The organism is Clostridium sp. M62/1, from assembly GCF_020736365.1.
Taxonomy (GTDB): domain Bacteria; phylum Bacillota; class Clostridia; order Lachnospirales; family Lachnospiraceae; genus Otoolea; species Otoolea saccharolyticum_A.
The window spans coordinates 17,691-31,981 of the sequence record NZ_CP085989.1 but is presented as its reverse complement, the minus strand read 5'-3'; the positions used below and the strand labels follow the sequence as shown (position 1 = coordinate 31,981).

The 14,291-nt window shown below is 43.0% G+C and carries 21 protein-coding genes and 2 pseudogenes; 18 read left to right on the top strand and 5 right to left on the bottom strand.

Annotated features, from left to right (window positions below):
* Positions 1–45: 45 nt before the first annotated feature.
* The 3 genes and pseudogenes from LK436_RS18635 to LK436_RS18630 all read right to left on the bottom strand — a co-directional run.
* Entirely contained in the window at positions 46–225 is a 180-nt protein-coding gene (locus LK436_RS18635) for a GTP-binding protein (protein ID WP_416207823.1), read from the bottom strand.
* 366 nt (positions 226–591) lie between these two features.
* Positions 592–966: a TnpV protein gene (locus tag LK436_RS18330; RefSeq protein ID WP_001129922.1), complete on the bottom strand. Its 375-nt coding sequence runs from the start codon at positions 964–966 to the stop codon at positions 592–594.
* A pseudogene (locus LK436_RS18630) lies at positions 947–1,030 on the bottom strand (helicase); the annotation flags it as partial. The gene LK436_RS18330 and the pseudogene LK436_RS18630, both read right to left, overlap by 20 nt.
* 368 nt (positions 1,031–1,398) lie before the next feature.
* On the opposite strand from LK436_RS18630, the gene LK436_RS18325 reads away from it, so the two are divergent.
* The 16 genes and pseudogenes from LK436_RS18325 (at position 1,399) to LK436_RS18250 (ending at position 10,518) form a co-directional block, all read left to right on the top strand.
* Positions 1,399–1,560 carry a hypothetical protein gene (locus LK436_RS18325; RefSeq protein ID WP_007885225.1) on the top strand — a complete coding sequence of 54 codons (162 nt, stop codon included), beginning with the start codon at positions 1,399–1,401 and terminating at the stop codon, positions 1,558–1,560.
* Positions 1,561–1,564: 4 nt separating this feature from the next.
* Positions 1,565–1,885 carry a MobC family plasmid mobilization relaxosome protein gene (locus LK436_RS18320; protein WP_009256578.1) on the top strand — a complete coding sequence of 107 codons (321 nt, stop codon included), beginning with the start codon at positions 1,565–1,567 and terminating at the stop codon, positions 1,883–1,885.
* Positions 1,846–2,229 (top strand): annotated as a pseudogene (locus tag LK436_RS18625) (relaxase/mobilization nuclease domain-containing protein); the annotation flags it as partial. The gene LK436_RS18320 and the pseudogene LK436_RS18625, both read left to right, overlap by 40 nt.
* A 409-nt stretch (positions 2,230–2,638) precedes the next feature.
* Positions 2,639–3,211, top strand: a complete 573-nt coding sequence (locus LK436_RS18465; protein ID WP_009256613.1) for a hypothetical protein — start codon at positions 2,639–2,641, stop codon at positions 3,209–3,211.
* 43 nt (positions 3,212–3,254) lie between these two features.
* The gene (locus LK436_RS18305) at positions 3,255–3,488 is read left to right on the top strand and encodes a hypothetical protein (RefSeq protein WP_007885222.1); all 234 of its coding nucleotides are present in this window, start codon (positions 3,255–3,257) and stop codon (positions 3,486–3,488) included.
* A 230-nt stretch (positions 3,489–3,718) separates the two neighbouring features.
* Positions 3,719–3,928 carry a hypothetical protein gene (locus tag LK436_RS18300; RefSeq protein WP_008399639.1) on the top strand — a complete coding sequence of 70 codons (210 nt, stop codon included), beginning with the start codon at positions 3,719–3,721 and terminating at the stop codon, positions 3,926–3,928.
* An 82-nt stretch (positions 3,929–4,010) separates the two neighbouring features.
* Entirely contained in the window at positions 4,011–4,982 is a 972-nt protein-coding gene (locus LK436_RS18295) for a hypothetical protein (RefSeq protein WP_008399638.1), read from the top strand.
* Positions 4,983–5,591: 609 nt separating this feature from the next.
* The gene (locus tag LK436_RS18290; RefSeq protein ID WP_008399637.1) at positions 5,592–5,816 is read left to right on the top strand and encodes a hypothetical protein; all 225 of its coding nucleotides are present in this window, start codon (positions 5,592–5,594) and stop codon (positions 5,814–5,816) included.
* 86 nt (positions 5,817–5,902) lie between these two features.
* Complete coding sequence (locus LK436_RS18285) at positions 5,903–7,420, top strand: hypothetical protein (RefSeq protein ID WP_008399636.1); 1,518 nt, start codon at positions 5,903–5,905, stop codon at positions 7,418–7,420.
* 180 nt (positions 7,421–7,600) lie between these two features.
* Positions 7,601–7,867, top strand: coding sequence for a type II toxin-antitoxin system RelB/DinJ family antitoxin (locus LK436_RS18280; RefSeq protein WP_008399634.1), 267 nt, complete (start codon positions 7,601–7,603; stop codon positions 7,865–7,867).
* On the top strand, positions 7,867–8,127 hold the full coding sequence (locus tag LK436_RS18275; RefSeq protein WP_008399632.1) for a Txe/YoeB family addiction module toxin: 261 nt from the start codon (positions 7,867–7,869) through the stop codon (positions 8,125–8,127). Before LK436_RS18280 ends, LK436_RS18275 begins: the two co-directional genes overlap by 1 nt.
* A 194-nt stretch (positions 8,128–8,321) precedes the next feature.
* On the top strand, positions 8,322–9,086 hold the full coding sequence (locus tag LK436_RS18270) for a ParA family protein (RefSeq protein WP_008399631.1): 765 nt from the start codon (positions 8,322–8,324) through the stop codon (positions 9,084–9,086).
* Positions 9,086–9,382 (top strand): hypothetical protein, encoded by a 297-nt coding sequence (locus LK436_RS18265; protein WP_008399629.1) that lies wholly within the window; start codon positions 9,086–9,088, stop codon positions 9,380–9,382. The genes LK436_RS18270 and LK436_RS18265 overlap by 1 nt, the downstream gene beginning before the upstream one ends.
* A 75-nt stretch (positions 9,383–9,457) precedes the next feature.
* The gene (locus LK436_RS18260) at positions 9,458–9,682 is read left to right on the top strand and encodes a hypothetical protein (protein ID WP_008399626.1); all 225 of its coding nucleotides are present in this window, start codon (positions 9,458–9,460) and stop codon (positions 9,680–9,682) included.
* A 2-nt stretch (positions 9,683–9,684) separates the two neighbouring features.
* Complete coding sequence (locus LK436_RS18255) at positions 9,685–10,332, top strand: hypothetical protein (protein ID WP_044931944.1); 648 nt, start codon at positions 9,685–9,687, stop codon at positions 10,330–10,332.
* Between the two features lie 39 nt (positions 10,333–10,371).
* Positions 10,372–10,518 carry a hypothetical protein gene (locus tag LK436_RS18250; RefSeq protein ID WP_156796998.1) on the top strand — a complete coding sequence of 49 codons (147 nt, stop codon included), beginning with the start codon at positions 10,372–10,374 and terminating at the stop codon, positions 10,516–10,518.
* 27 nt (positions 10,519–10,545) lie between these two features.
* Here LK436_RS18250 and LK436_RS18245 read toward each other — a convergent pair whose 3' ends face one another.
* Complete coding sequence (locus LK436_RS18245) at positions 10,546–11,397, bottom strand: hypothetical protein (RefSeq protein ID WP_044931942.1); 852 nt, start codon at positions 11,395–11,397, stop codon at positions 10,546–10,548.
* Between the two features lie 335 nt (positions 11,398–11,732).
* On the opposite strand from LK436_RS18245, the gene LK436_RS18240 reads away from it, so the two are divergent.
* Both LK436_RS18240 and LK436_RS18235 read left to right on the top strand, forming a co-directional pair.
* Positions 11,733–12,365: a hypothetical protein gene (locus LK436_RS18240; protein ID WP_044931940.1), complete on the top strand. Its 633-nt coding sequence runs from the start codon at positions 11,733–11,735 to the stop codon at positions 12,363–12,365.
* A gap of 8 nt (positions 12,366–12,373) precedes the next feature.
* Positions 12,374–12,976: a type IV secretory system conjugative DNA transfer family protein gene (locus LK436_RS18235; protein WP_008399621.1), complete on the top strand. Its 603-nt coding sequence runs from the start codon at positions 12,374–12,376 to the stop codon at positions 12,974–12,976.
* Positions 12,977–13,030: 54 nt separating this feature from the next.
* On the opposite strand, the gene tet(40) is transcribed toward LK436_RS18235, so the two are convergent.
* Entirely contained in the window at positions 13,031–14,251 is a 1,221-nt protein-coding gene (gene tet(40), locus LK436_RS18230; protein ID WP_008399619.1) for a tetracycline efflux MFS transporter Tet(40), read from the bottom strand.
* Between the last annotated feature and the right edge of the window lie 40 nt (positions 14,252–14,291).

The following is a 14,291-nucleotide window of genomic DNA, read 5'->3' as shown; positions in this document are numbered from 1 at the left end:
GCGTATCTATAATGTTGACTTTTACATCCTCCCACTGAAAAGATGTCACTGCTGTCTGGATAGTGATTCCCTTTGACGCTCCAAATTCATTGTATCTGTCCTTGTTGTGCCTTTATCTACGCTCCCTGGTTCTGCAATTGCACCACTGGTATACAATAAACTCTCCGTTAATGTTGTCTTTCCTGCGTCAACGTGAGCCAGAATGCCTAAGTTAATTATTTTCATGTGATTTTCCTCCTATCAACACCCAAAAAAGGGCATAAAAATACCCAGTGATAAATACTCCTATCACTGGGTAAATAACTCCAATAGCCCCAAAACACTTATATGTTTTCGGGCATATAAAATTACATGATAAAAGTATTCTTAAACTGGGTACAAAAAACTAAGCCCCATATTAAAAGTGAAACGGGACTGCTACTTTTTGTTCCCACTATCAAATTGACAGTTTATTTAAGAATACCTTGCCGCATATTTATTAACTCCTTGTATAATACTGAATCTAATTATATTCCTTAACCCTTTATTTGTCAAGCTGACAAACTAAAGCAGAAAAAGCGGCAGGATTTCCCCCTGCCACTAATCATCTGTTTATGCAAAAATAATTTCCTTTTCCACAATCTCCCTCGCACAAGCCCTTATGTTATTGAGGCATCCTGTCCATTCTAAGGCGTTTTCTGCCTTTAGCTGTTCCGTTATGCCCTGTGCCTGTTTCATACCCTCTATGAGCCTTTCAAAGCGTTCCTGTGCCTGTCTGTTGATGTCGGCAAGGTAGGCGTTTAGCCTGCCGCTTGTAAGAAGATTGGTGTATGTAACTTTACGGTACTGTTTTAGATAATCTAAATGCCGTTGCCCCCAGATGCCTATTGCCTGTTCTTCTTCGGCGGGTACAGTTAAGCACGGTATCAAATAATCCCCTTGCCTTTCGTATTTGCCGCCCAGTTCCTCAAATAATGATTTTGCCATTGTCTGTTACCTCCACATTCTTTTTTATTTTGAATGTCCGCAAAATCCGTCCTACATTGTCCGTTCCGGCGGAAGAAAGTAAAGGGTGGTCTGCGACCATTTTTTATCTGCTGTACTCGCTGATCGGCAAGCCGAAGCTCATACTGCAGATAAAAAACAAGCCCTTGACTGTCTCCCTCCTACACTTCCAAAGTCGCCCAAGAGGAAGTAAGCTCCACTATATTCTTGGCAGAATATACGCACGAATATATCCGCTTGATATAGGGTGTCTATCATGCTATAATATGTGTAGCGGATATATTGCAAGTTTCCTAAAGTGTTACCACTTTAGAACTTGTGAGGGTGGCAAGCCCCCCTTCAATCCCCCTTTTAAACGAGCCGGAAGGCTCATAATATGACGGTGGTAGCACCGAAGAAAGAGAGGTCAAAGGCATGAAAAAAGATATGGATAAAATTCAGTTTGAGTACAGATACGAGGTGCAGGAGCTGATGAAAGTAATTGATAAATATGTAAAACAGAATCCGGCAGAAAAGGAAAATAAGACGCTGGAGCGTTTCTTTGACCTACTTGATGTCATGGATATGGAGTGGTAAGGGTATGAACAAGACAAGACCAAAGCAGCTATCATTCCGGGTAAGTGAAGAAGAATACCAGCAGCTACAGGAGAAGATTTCAGAGAGTGGAAAGAACCAGCAGGAATATATCCTTTCCTGTGTGCTGGAGAAGCAAATCGTGAATACGGACGGTATCAAGGAACTTATCCCGGAACTGAAACGGATAGGGAACAACCTCAACCAGATAGCAAAGCGGTGTAATGAGGGGGGAATGTTGCCGAGTGAAGCGGAAGTGCGGAAGCATGGAGAGGAGCTGAACAAAGTATGGCAGTCATTAAGGCGGTATCTTCAAAGGCGGGCATAGGGCACGCCATAGATTATGTGACAAAAAAAGAAAAGACAGAGGAGAAGCTTGTCAGCGGTCTGCATTGTGAGCCGGAGACGGTCAAGGAAGAAATGCAAGCCACAAAGGAGCTGTGGGGCAAGACGGATGGAAGAACCTATAAGCATTATGTGCAATCCTACCATGAGGACGAGAAAATAACCCCGGAGCAGGCTCACAAGAACGCTGTCGAGCTGGCAGAGCATACAAAGGCATGGAAAGGGCATGAAGTTCTGATAGCCACGCATATAGACAAGGGGCATATACACACGCATTTTATTGTCAATTCCGTAAATTATGAGGACGGTCATAAGCTCCAATGGAGTAAGCACGACCTTAAAGACCTAAAGGAACGGTGCAACGAGCAGAGCCGGGAACAGGGCTTGCATGTGCCGGAGAAAGGAAAGACCTTTGCTGGAGAAGTCCGGGAAGAAACGGTGGCATGGAGCAAAGACACCTACCAGCTTTTGAAACAGGCAGAGCAGGGAAAGGTCAAAAGCTATGTGCAGGATATTGCCCTTGCGGTGCTGGACTGTAAGGAAACAGCGACCAGCCGGGAAACCTTTATCCGGATGATGAATGAAAGAGGGTACGGCGTAGACTGGCAGGACAGCCACAAGTACATCACATATACCGACTTAGCCAGGGAACAGGCAGGAGAAAAGGCTTGTAAAATCAGGGATAACAAGCTGGAAAAATACTACAATATGGATTTTGGAAAGGAGAGCATGGAGCATGAGTTTGAGAGAAATGCACGAACAGCAGAAGCAGAGCAGTCCAAGAGAGCAGCTTCAAGAGTTAAACCGACAGAGCCGGACAGAGCTGGAAAACAGTCTGCTCAAAGAAGCGTTGGCGATGTCGAGCGAGAACTGCGAGGAATTGATGAAGCAGTCAAATCAAGAACAAGTAAGGGCAGAGCAGAACAGGCAGAGAGACGCAGAGCAGAACAGGAAGCTCATCAGCGAGCTGAAGCAGAGCGTAGAGCTGCTGAAGAACAGCAACGAATTGCTTCAAGACGCTATATCGGGCGAGATTGGGAGTTTGAAAGATGAGGTTAAGGAAAACACCGTCCAAGAGGTTAGAAAGGCGTTACAGGCGAATATAGAGGCTATACAGAGGGCTACAAAGCTTCTTGAGAAGCAGTCTGATACACTTACGAGCGTGATGAAGCAAAAGATCCGGGAGCTGGAGGAAAGTAAGAACAGCTTTTTCAGATATGAGGGCTTAAAGCTGTACCTGTTTTGGGGCGGTATGGTCTGTAATATTTTAGTGTTTCTTATGCTGTTATATGGTATGCTTGGTAAGTAAAAAGAAATCGACAAATCGGAAGGTTGAGAAAGGAGATTAGTCAATGAAAAAAATATTAGGAATCGTTGCTGGTGTTGTTGGAATAATATCTGTTATTGTGGGTGTTGCATTGAAGATGAATAATAATGCTATTGCTATAATCGGAGGTGTAGATGGTCCTACCTCGGTATTTGTCGCAGGAAAGTTGAATAGTGTTCTTGTCAGCATCTTGCTTATTGCGATAGGTGTTGTGATGTTGATAGTAGCGATAATTTTTTATTTTTTGAAGAAAAAATAGTAGTGCTATACTGGTAGGGAAAAGGGAGAGAAAACCAGCCCTTTTTTAAGAGGTCAAAAATGTGCAATAAACTGTATTGATAATATAAGCCCCCTATAGGTGTTTTTAGGGGTGGGGAAAGGGAGAGAAAAATAGCCCTTTTTTGAAAGGTCAAAAAGGTAAAATAAAATATATTGATAATATAAGCCCCCTATAGGTGTTTTAGAGGGGAGAAGAAAGGTGGTGGACTTATGGCAAAAAAACCGACTGAAAAGCAGTTGTATAAGCTGAAAAATGAATGGCTTGGGCAGTTTTTTGAGGAAGTGAAGCCGAAAGAGTTTTATCGGGCTGTTTTCCCGGAGGGAAGTTTTGAGAGAGCTGGGCATTTTGAGGACGGAAAAGCAAATGGCATTATAACTATAGTCGAAAACGATAAGGCAAACAATAGATATTCTGACTAAGCAGACACAAAAAGAAATTATAAATATCAGAGAAGATATTGAATGGAATAAACAGCATGAACATATTGCAAAAATTGAACGAATGTTACCAAAAGCCACAGAAGAAAATAAAAATGTGCTTTTGAGATTGCAAACTGAAATGCTCAAAACCTATAACATAGCGAAGCGTTTAGAGCCAACCACAGCCAGTGCAGAAAGAACAATAGAATGTGATGGGCGTAAAGTTCCATATTTTGATTATCATAAAGACAAGCTGATAGGAGATATTTCATTCATACGGGATAAAATAGAGAGCAGTCTTGAAGCAATAAGAGAAAGGGCAAAAACAGCAGAACCACAGAGCGGTTTTGTCGCAAGGCGTGAAAGTATAATGCGGCAGGAGCAACCAAAGCAGGACGCACCGAAAATTGATACTGCCTATGCAGAAGAAATGGCAAGAAAACTTTCAGCGTTGCGCAGTGAATTTGTAAAAGCCATGGTACAGAGTGCAGAGCGTACCAGCTATCAGCCGAACCCGATCTATGAAAGACAGGCAAACGAAATAGAGAGTATTTCAAAGACCATATCGGAACAGAGCCGAACTATAAAGAGCTTGCAGGAAGAAAGGGACAAGTTGGGTATCTTCAAAGGCAGGGAGAAAAAAGAACTGCAAAACAAAATTGATAATTTTGAGAGATTGCGCAGGAGTAATCTTGACAAGCTGGGTGCGCTTGGTGTGTCCGAACCGTCCAAGGCAGATGAAGCGGTAAAAGAAAAAAGAAGCGTGGCGGCACAGGAGCAGAACAGGGCAAAGGCGGCTATGCAGAACAGAGGGGCAAAGGAGAGAGCCGAAGAAGTAAAAGCGGCATTTCTCGAAGCGGCGAAGCAGATACCGGCAGACCAACGGCAGGAAATACTTGACCGTATGGGACAGCAGAAAGAAATTCCAACCATGGGACGATTGCAGTATTACCAAGCCGAAGCCGAAGCACGCCGCCAGCTTGACACTGCATTGAAGCAAGAAGCACAGACGAGGGAACGGAACAGGACACATGACCGTGACAGAGGTATATAACACGGTATTTGCCCCATAGAGCCGTTTGGTGGTTTTCATGGTGTATTTCCTTAATGGGGGAAATAAGACTGCTCTAATAAGCCGTGACGCTCTCACAGGGGCAGTATAGAAAAGTAATCAAGGGGAAGTTACTCAAAGAGTGAGCAACTTCCCCTTTTCTTATTGTGCGGCGTTCCATTTCGTCAAGGGCAAGGCAAGCGGCAGGAGCCGCCCTTGACTGCATTTCTCACCCATCAGCGGCGAGATACCCGTTAAAAGCCGTGTAAGCCGCATAGACGAATGATTTATTAGAAGATGGGAAAAACTACATACAGAGCGAGAAAACGGCTTTATAGGGCAATATGCGGCACAGGTGACATAGGTAAATAAAATATATTGATAATCTAAGTCCCCTATGACCTAAATAGAGGTAAAAAAACCTATTGATAATCTAAGTCCCCTATGACTTCAAAAAAAGGTGGAAATACTTCATTGATAATCTAAGTCCCCCTTGACGAAGTGGGGCATTACTCATATACTAAAAGGTGGAAATACTTCATTGATAATCTAAGTCCCCCAAGTAGGGTGTGGGGCTATTATATATTATTCAGCAGAGAGGAGTTTTTATACATGAGGATTGAGGGTTTTGATGTTACTTATTTATCTTCCTATGATGGGTTGCCTGTAAAAAATCATTTGCCTGTGGAGTTGAGGGAACGGTTCAAGACAGAGAACCAATGGTTGGAAAGTGGTTATGTGCTGGTGGTTGGTGCAGTTGGTTTGGAAATGCACCCTACGGCTGTAAGTAGGACTTTATGTACTTATTATCTTGATACGCAGGTAGAAGAACGGTAAAAAGGAACTTGCATTTTTCTTATTTATGTTATATAATGTAAATAAGATATATAATATATATCATGTAAATAAGGAAGTGTTGTACTATGGCTAAGAAAGAACCACCGCAGGAGTATATAGAAGTATTGGAAGTTTTGAATGTGCTTTATGATGAGGTGGACGGTTGCTCTTTTTATGATTATATTTTCCCCGATAATCAGAAGCAGGGGGAGCAGTGTAGTCACTATGAAAAGCCTAATGCAGTTTATCTTTATACCGATGAAAAAGACAGTGGGACAAGGAGAAGATTAAGGCGTCGCATAATGCTTTCAGATACATGGAAAGAAGATTATATAAATTATGTGGAGCAGAACCCATCTACTTTGTGTAGTGGGATTGCGTATCGAGGTAGGGCGAATAATTTAGAGAACGCTCAACGTATGTATGCGCTGGCGATTGACCTTGACGGGGTTGGATTGTATGAATTAAAAAATTTGTTGTTAAGATTTGGACAACCAGCGGAAAATATTCGCACACTTCCTGTTCCAACTTTTCTTGTAGTGAGTGGCACGGGACTTCATGTGTATTACGTTTTTGAAGAAGCGATAGACCTTTTTCCGAATATCAAGTTGCAAATGAAGTCTTTGAAATATGACCTTACTTTTAGAATGTGGGACTATAAATCGACTTCCAAGAAAGATAAAGTGCAGTATCAGTCAATCGTTCAAGGTTTTCGTATGGTGGGGAGCATTAACCCGAAGTATGATGTTGAAGTGAAAGCGTTTCAGATTGGCGGTAGGGTAACGTTAGAGTATCTTAATTCCTATGTGAAGCCGCAGAATAGGGTTGATGTGAATCGGCGTTTTGCCCCATCTAAGATGTCAAGGGAGCAGGCTAAGGAAAGTTATCCCGAATGGTATCAGCGTGTAGTCGTAGAGAAGAACAAGCGGCAAAAGAAATGGGACATAAAAGGCAAGCAGGGCTTCGCTCTGTATAATTGGTGGCTGAACCGAGCAGGGGAGATTACGGGCGGTCACAGATACTATTATCTGATGTGTCTTGTCATTTATGCTTGTAAGTGTGATGTGCCGAAAGAGAAGCTGAAAGCGGATATGTATGAAGTGTTTGATAAGCTGAAACTGATAGAGCATGACAATCCATTGACGGAAGAAGATGTGGAGAGCGCATTAGAGGTATATAGCAAGGAGTATTACAATTTTAAGATTTCAGATATTGAGTATCTAACAGATTTGCATATTGAGAGAAATAAAAGAAATGGACGAAAACAATCAGAGCATATAAAAAGAATTACGTTGTTGCGTGATAGTGATTACCCGAATGGTGAGTGGAGAAACAAAAATGGTAGACCGAGTGCAGAAAGTGTGGTTGAAGCATTTTTGAGGGAAAATCCCGAGGCAAGAAAGTGTGATGTTATAAGGGGCACGGGACTTGATAAAAAGACAGTTTACAAATATTATGAAGCGGCAAAAGAAAAAACGCAGTTAAAACCAGCAGAGCCGATCGTAGCGGCAGGATTGGACACGGAAGAATTACGGGCGGTGTTTTCTCGCTGTGAGAATTTGCAGAGAATAGGGCGAGTTGACCGAGTTAATCACCGTGATTAAATTCAAACGAATAATATACATAATAGCAATAACATAAATACAGAAAATAAGTTATTGCTATTATGCTGTATGAATATATGAGAGGTGGAAATACTATAAATAGTAAAGAAAAATTAAAGAAATATTCTTTACTTTTTCTTTGTTCTTGTATATACTATAAGTAAGAAAGGAGTGTTGTATATGTCACAGGCAGTTAATGTTAATTTCAAGCTGGACGCAGATGTAAAAAAGAGCATGGAACAGGCGTGTTCTGAATTAGGTCTTTCCATGAGTGCGGCGTTCACTGTGTTTGCTAAAAAAGTAGGCAGAGAAAAGCGTATTCCTTTTGAGGTATCGGTAGACCCGTTTTATTCTGATAGCAATATCCGTTATTTGGAAAATATCGTGAGTGATATTAAGGACGGCAAAGCCCATTTCGCAGAGCATGACTTGATAGAGGTGGACTAATGAGGTTGCTATGGGAAGATAGAGCGTGGAGTGATTATCTGTATTGGCAGACGCAGGATAAGAAAACGCTGAAAAGAATTAACGGACTTATCAAGGATATTCAGAGAAGCACCTTTGAGGGTATCGGGAAGCCTGAACCGCTAAAGGAAAATCTAAGCGGTATGTGGAGCAGGCGTATTGATGATACCAACAGAATTGTTTACTATGAGAAAGACGAGATAATCTATATTGTTTCGTGCAAAGGGCATTATGAAGATTGAAAGGGGGACGGGCAACCGCCCTCTTTTTTTACTCACGGTGAGTAAAAAAAGTCCTCACCGTGAGGACTTTTCTCTTTTATCGCTTAAATCTGTATGGAAAAGGATTGACATATATAAATTATGGTGGTACAATAACATATATAAATTATATAACTTATATATGTTATACAACAAACGTAAAGGAGTGTGACCCTATGAGAATTGTAGCTGTGGCTAATCAAAAAGGGGGCGTTGGTAAAACGACAACCTCACAAGCCTTGACCGCAGGGTTAGCAGATAAGGGATATAAAGTACTGGGAATTGACCTTGACCCACAGGGAAATCTTTCTTCTGCTTGCGGTTCGGTGAATTATAACGTACCGACTATTTATGAGCTGATGAAACGGGAAGTGACCGCAGAGGAAACGATCCAGCACATGAACGGTGGATATGATATAATCCCCTCAAATATCATGCTTGCAGGAGCAGAACAGGAGCTTTCACAGACAGGAAAGGAACATAGGCTGAAAGAAGCGATTGCCGCCGTATCGGATAACTATGATTATATCATTGTTGATACGCCGCCCTCGTTGGGTGTGCTGACGGTCAACGCATTTACAGCGGCAAGTGATATTCTGATACCTACAACGGCAGGAATATTTGCGACTACGGGAATTAACCAGCTTAATGAAACTGTAAAGAGCGTACAGAAGTATTGCAACCCGAATGTGAAGATAACGGGTATTTTGTTTACTCGTTTCAATCCGAGGGCAAATATCAGCAAGCAGATAAAGGAACTTACGGAGCAGTTGAGCCAGTATATTTCTGCACCGATTTATAAGACCTATATCCGTTCTGCAGTAGCAGTGGAAGAAGCACAGGCGAACAGGGTAGATATATTTGACTATGCAGAAAAATCAACGGTATCAGAGGACTACAAAGCCTTTATAGAGGAATTTCTGAAAGGAGAGCAGGAGTAATGGCAGGAAAGGCAAAATTTGACCAAGAAGCGGCGTTTAAGTCGATTATAGGAGCAGGAGCAACAGAGGACGAGAAGAAAGCGGATAAGCCAGCAGGAAAGGGCAGACCGCCAGTTGAGAGAGAAACAAAAAAGCGTGTTAGCCTTGCTCTTTATCCGAGCAGTTACGGAGCTTTACAGAAAATTGCCTATGTGAACCGTCAGAGCGCAAGTGATATAGTGTCGGAATTGATAGCCGATTATGTAGCCGCAAACGCTGGAAAGCTGAAAGAGTACGATAAAATCAAAACTGAATAACAGGCATAAGTTATGTATATTATGCGATATATATAACTTGCATAATAGCAATAACATGGAAAGCGAGGTGCGGCGATGAATACGGTAATAAAGGGAACAAAGACAATCGCAGAGTACAAGCGTGTTCGTGAGGATATGGAGAACTTAGCCAGGGCGAATTATGCCAGGCATAAAGAAGCCTTTGAAGAATGGGGAGAGGGCGAGCCTGTAAAGGCGTGGTTTGACTTTGAGGGGAACTTCTGTATCGAGTACGAAAGCGGCAAATGGTGGCACTATAACGATAAGGGGGAATGGTGGTAGGTATGGCAGGACAACAGCAAGAAGAAATTGAAACAATCAGATCGAGAACAATCGAAGTCAAATTATCGGACGCTGATGTAAAGCGTATTTCTGAAAAGGCGGCGGCACACGGTTTGACCGTGGGGGAGCTGATAGAGAATTTTATCGGTGATTTAGTATGCGGAACATATAGTAACGGTTCTGATGAAAGAATGTATGCGGAACAGTGGTTTGAGCGTTGCTGGTTTGGAATGTTCCCCGACCTCACTTTTTTAAGGTATCTGATTGAGTGGGGTGGACTTGATGAAGTTATAGGTGCATGGGAAAATATAAAGAGTACCGAAGAAAATATACAGACCAGCGAAGAAGCACTTGCAAGCGGCGTGATGAAAGGCAGGGGTGGAAGAACCTACACATGGAAAGACCTCACTAACGGAAAGGGAACGCCTTGTTATTCCAGTAAAGAAGAATGGGAACAGGAAGAAAGAACGGTTATATCTGATTGGCGAGAAGAAGTTGAAGCAGACAAACAGACACTTTCGGAATACTGGAACGAATATACCGAGCAGAAAAAGGAATATAAGAACGGTACATTTGAGGAAGAAATGAAAAAAGTCCTTGACTATTGGCAGGAGTATCAGAGCTTTTTAGATGAAAAAGCCGAGATATAAGGCAAAATTAAATTTTCAAAATGAGAAAGGAAAAAGATTATGGGAAAAGCGATTATTGCATTTATATTAAGTGTAGGGGTAGGTACATGGTTATCATTTTTTAATCACGGAATTGGAGTAGTAGTATCAATTAGTATTATAGGGGCGTTTCTTATTTATCAAAATGAGAATAAAAAAGACGAGTAAAAAAGGAGGGGATTCCCCTCCTTTTTTTTACCAAGATATTGTTTTTTGAGAACCACGCTCATCATAGTTGCTACCACCGGAAATGGAGAAGCTACCATAAGATGAAACATTAACACTAAGCCCTAATTCTGCTTTTGGGTGAACATAGTGACCATACAGAGTTGTTGAACCGCTGGTAGTTGTTGATTTTGGAGCAAGTTTGAATGTGCCACTTCCATATAATTTAGTCGGTTGAACTCCAATATAACCTTTTAAGTCAGCATACCAAGAAACGCCAGCATTACTTGCGTTGGCATAACCATTTTCAGAAGAATGAGTTTGGTTTGTATAAGGTCCTAAAAGCTCTCCATTTGGACCAATCACATAGCCATCATACTTATCAACTTTAGAAAAGCTATTATCCGTCATCTGAAATTTGCTGTCATCCCATGAAACAGAAGTAGGGTCTTGCCAGCGGAAAAACGGAAGATTAAGCCAGTTATAATTGTAAGTAACTTTGATGTAAGAAAGTTTTGTGTTCTTGGCTGCAGGGCTTCTTGAATAAGTGAAACTTAAAGAAAGGTCTGATGTAGAGATTTGCCCTCTTGGTGCAATATAAGTTCCATCTTCATTGACATCGATTTCTGAATAAGTACCACTGTTTTCATCATAATAGGTAATTACAGCACCACAGAACGCAATGTCTCCCTCGTTATAAATATCCATTTTGGTATCTTCGTCCATTGTATCAAGAACAATTTGAGGATACCCTTTTTCCATAAGTGCGGCATCAAGATTAAGCGTGTCTTTTTCGTTTGCAAAGGCAGTTGTTGTCATCCCTAAAGCCATGACAGCGGTAAGAGCAACACTGACGAGTTTCTTAAAGTGCTTTTTAATCATAAGCAATACCGCCCTTTCCGTGAAACTGTAATAATTTACAATCTTAACATAACACATTGTACATAAAATGTCACTAAAAAAATGGAAAATATTGTAAAAAATTGTGCATATAGAAAAAAATATATAACTTATATATTGACAATACATTACATAAGTTATATAATATATATACAGTAAATAAAATATTTCATTTACACTTACTCACCGTGAGGACAGAAAGGAGTGAGAAAAGGACGGAAAACTACACGGTTATAATAATCTTTCTGATGATGTTGTTTTTACCTGTTTGGTGGAAGTGGCTACACAGAAAGAGACGAAAGGAGCTTTTGGAGATTATGAGTGAACAGAACAGACAGGAAGAAGCCGCAAGGAATGACCGTCAGCGTTTGGAGCAACAAGCCGTAGAGAGCCGCCAGTTATCCGAGCGAGCCTTAGCAGAAGAACGCCAGCGGCAGGAAATACGCCGTATGCAGGACGAGCAACGCCGACAGGACAGCCAGCGGCAGGAAGAACAGCGCAGACAGGACGAGCAACGCCGCCAAGAGGAAAGGCGCAGACAGGAGCAGAGGGCACAGGAAGAACGCCGTAAGCAGGAAAGACAGCAGAGAGAGGACAGCCAGCGGCAGGAACAGGAGCCAGCGAGGGAAGAACGTCTGAAAGAGGAAACACGGCGCAAGGAAGAAAACAGCCAGCGCAAGGACGATAAGACCCCACAGAGCCAAGAATTAAGGGATTTAGCCAATACAGAAGATAAATATATGCGGCTTGTAAAATCGGGTTATTATGACGAAAAGAGAGCCGAGAAAGCCGCAGAAAAGACAGAGGGCGGCAATGGCATGGAACAGATGAAAAAAGCACCAACAAAAGGTGGGTTTTCCGAAAGGAGAGAGGCTTTGAAAACAAAAGTGCAGGACGCATTGAGAAAACAGGAACACAGTAAAACGCATGATATAGGGCATAGCAGATAGGAGGGTTTATGGACGGAAACGATTTAGGAATGATAGCAAGGGTATTTATGTTCCTGCTAAAAGGCTTAAAATATGTGCTTAAACTGGTATGGTTTACTGGTCTGTGGTGGTTTTGTGTTCCACTTGTTGTAGGGATTGGATATGAGGAAATAACAGGAACGTTCATACAAAATAATCAGATTATGGACGGTATTTTCACTATTTTGTGGTATGCTTGTTATGTTTTATGCCCATTAAATTTTCTTCAAAATATCATTCGTATGGTAAAAAAAGACCGCAAATTCAGCTTTTTAGAGCTTCTTTTGCATAATAGACAGAAGAAAGGCTTTGAAGCGAAGCTGGGCGGTGATACGGTAGCACTGAAAACAGCAAAAGACCTTTCGGGTGTTGTGTTCGGCAAGAGTAATGGAAAATATGCGACCATGCCCGAAAGCACAGACGGACATATTTTGATTGTTGGTGGAGCTGGTAGCGGAAAAACAGCCGCTGTTGCAATCCCTACGCTGATGCTCATGTGTGGTAAAGTATCACAAGAAAATTATGTCGAATTGACAGCCGCCTCCGCTATGCCGAATAAGGAGATAAAGAGTCCTCAAATTTTGCGCTGCTAAATGAAGACGAGCGGAAGTAATCTCCCGCTCGTCAGTAAACTTAACTATGCCATATCAATCCCGCTTCTTTCCCGCCACTGGCACCAAGAACAGCGCGGGCAACAGCAGGAAAGCGGTGCAGACCAGCCCCCAGGGTATGGACACCTGTTGGGCTACCAGCCCCACAATAGGCCCGCCGATGATCTGCCCGAAAGAGTCCAGTTGTCCACTGGTAGAAAAGACTGTGGCGCGCATTTTCTCCTCCACATGGTCGTTCATCCAGGCGGCCAGCACCGGCTCCTTGATGGTGCGCATAAGCCCCGCCAGGAGGAACATCAACAACATGAACCAAAAGCTCCGCCCCACCGCAAAGAGAACTAGGCACAGGATATACCCGGCGCTGGTGGACATGACCACACTGGTTCGGCTGACAGTCCCTTTTTTCTCCATGCGGGCGATGAGCAACTGAGAAGCCAGAATACCTAAGCCGTTGCCGATAAGACTGATAACACCGAACCAAGTGACGCTGTTCAGTGGCCCGATAACGGGTATTACCGTGTCATCCAGAAAATGAGCGGTGGAGAGCCGGTCAAAGCCTTCACTGGCAAGTCCCCCGCACAGTGTGATTGCTAAGAGCGCCAGCAACACAGGTGCGCCTTTCACAAAGCCCAGGTTGAGCTTGAACAGGCAGACAAAGTCTTTAAGCAAGCCCTGCCGTTCCTCAATAGCAGGGGAGAAGTTGGTTTCTGGCATGATGCGAACCAGCACCAGCCCCAGCAGCAAGCACAAACTGCCCCCCAAGATGATAGGCATTTGCAGGTTTATGTTTCCCAGCAGTGTGCCCAGCACCACGCCCAGAACGCCGCCGATTTGCCCCATTTGAATGCCACGCAGGAACACCTTATCCATGGGCTTGTCCTCTTCCTCCGAGGCAATCCACGCCTCCAGAGCGCCGGTGATGAAGGTATCACCGCAACCCCAGACAACCTGGGCCAGCAGAACCGTCGCGAACCACGGCAGCGCACCCTCCATCAGAAAGCCCAGGCCGTAGAGGAACATTCCAATCAGCACCGAGCGCCGACGGCTATACAAATCCGCCACCACACCGGTGGGTATCTCGAACAGAAAGCAGGAGGTTTCCAGAACAGTCCCCACCAGGACAAGCTGAAAAGCATCCAGCTGCACCACCTCCAGGTGGTACACGATGGAAAGCACTGTGGCCATAGAAGCCGCCAGGGAATAGACAAATCGGAACAGCAGATAGACAGAATATGCCTTTGAATTTTTAGAAAACATGAAGTTACATTCTCCTTTCTCATTTTATACGACTTTCGCA

Coding starts and splice junctions, on each gene's coding strand:
- LK436_RS18635 (WP_416207823.1), bottom strand. CDS start 225: ATGAAAATAATTAACTTAGGCATTCTGGCTCACGTTGACGCAGGAAAG.
- LK436_RS18330 (WP_001129922.1), bottom strand. CDS start 966: ATGGCAAAATCATTATTTGAGGAACTGGGCGGCAAATACGAAAGGCAA.
- LK436_RS18325 (WP_007885225.1), top strand. CDS start 1,399: ATGAAAAAAGATATGGATAAAATTCAGTTTGAGTACAGATACGAGGTG.
- LK436_RS18320 (WP_009256578.1), top strand. CDS start 1,565: ATGAACAAGACAAGACCAAAGCAGCTATCATTCCGGGTAAGTGAAGAA.
- LK436_RS18465 (WP_009256613.1), top strand. CDS start 2,639: ATGAGTTTGAGAGAAATGCACGAACAGCAGAAGCAGAGCAGTCCAAGA.
- LK436_RS18305 (WP_007885222.1), top strand. CDS start 3,255: ATGAAAAAAATATTAGGAATCGTTGCTGGTGTTGTTGGAATAATATCT.
- LK436_RS18300 (WP_008399639.1), top strand. CDS start 3,719: ATGGCAAAAAAACCGACTGAAAAGCAGTTGTATAAGCTGAAAAATGAA.
- LK436_RS18295 (WP_008399638.1), top strand. CDS start 4,011: ATGTTACCAAAAGCCACAGAAGAAAATAAAAATGTGCTTTTGAGATTG.
- LK436_RS18290 (WP_008399637.1), top strand. CDS start 5,592: ATGAGGATTGAGGGTTTTGATGTTACTTATTTATCTTCCTATGATGGG.
- LK436_RS18285 (WP_008399636.1), top strand. CDS start 5,903: ATGGCTAAGAAAGAACCACCGCAGGAGTATATAGAAGTATTGGAAGTT.
- LK436_RS18280 (WP_008399634.1), top strand. CDS start 7,601: ATGTCACAGGCAGTTAATGTTAATTTCAAGCTGGACGCAGATGTAAAA.
- LK436_RS18275 (WP_008399632.1), top strand. CDS start 7,867: ATGAGGTTGCTATGGGAAGATAGAGCGTGGAGTGATTATCTGTATTGG.
- LK436_RS18270 (WP_008399631.1), top strand. CDS start 8,322: ATGAGAATTGTAGCTGTGGCTAATCAAAAAGGGGGCGTTGGTAAAACG.
- LK436_RS18265 (WP_008399629.1), top strand. CDS start 9,086: ATGGCAGGAAAGGCAAAATTTGACCAAGAAGCGGCGTTTAAGTCGATT.
- LK436_RS18260 (WP_008399626.1), top strand. CDS start 9,458: ATGAATACGGTAATAAAGGGAACAAAGACAATCGCAGAGTACAAGCGT.
- LK436_RS18255 (WP_044931944.1), top strand. CDS start 9,685: ATGGCAGGACAACAGCAAGAAGAAATTGAAACAATCAGATCGAGAACA.
- LK436_RS18250 (WP_156796998.1), top strand. CDS start 10,372: ATGGGAAAAGCGATTATTGCATTTATATTAAGTGTAGGGGTAGGTACA.
- LK436_RS18245 (WP_044931942.1), bottom strand. CDS start 11,397: ATGATTAAAAAGCACTTTAAGAAACTCGTCAGTGTTGCTCTTACCGCT.
- LK436_RS18240 (WP_044931940.1), top strand. CDS start 11,733: ATGAGTGAACAGAACAGACAGGAAGAAGCCGCAAGGAATGACCGTCAG.
- LK436_RS18235 (WP_008399621.1), top strand. CDS start 12,374: ATGGACGGAAACGATTTAGGAATGATAGCAAGGGTATTTATGTTCCTG.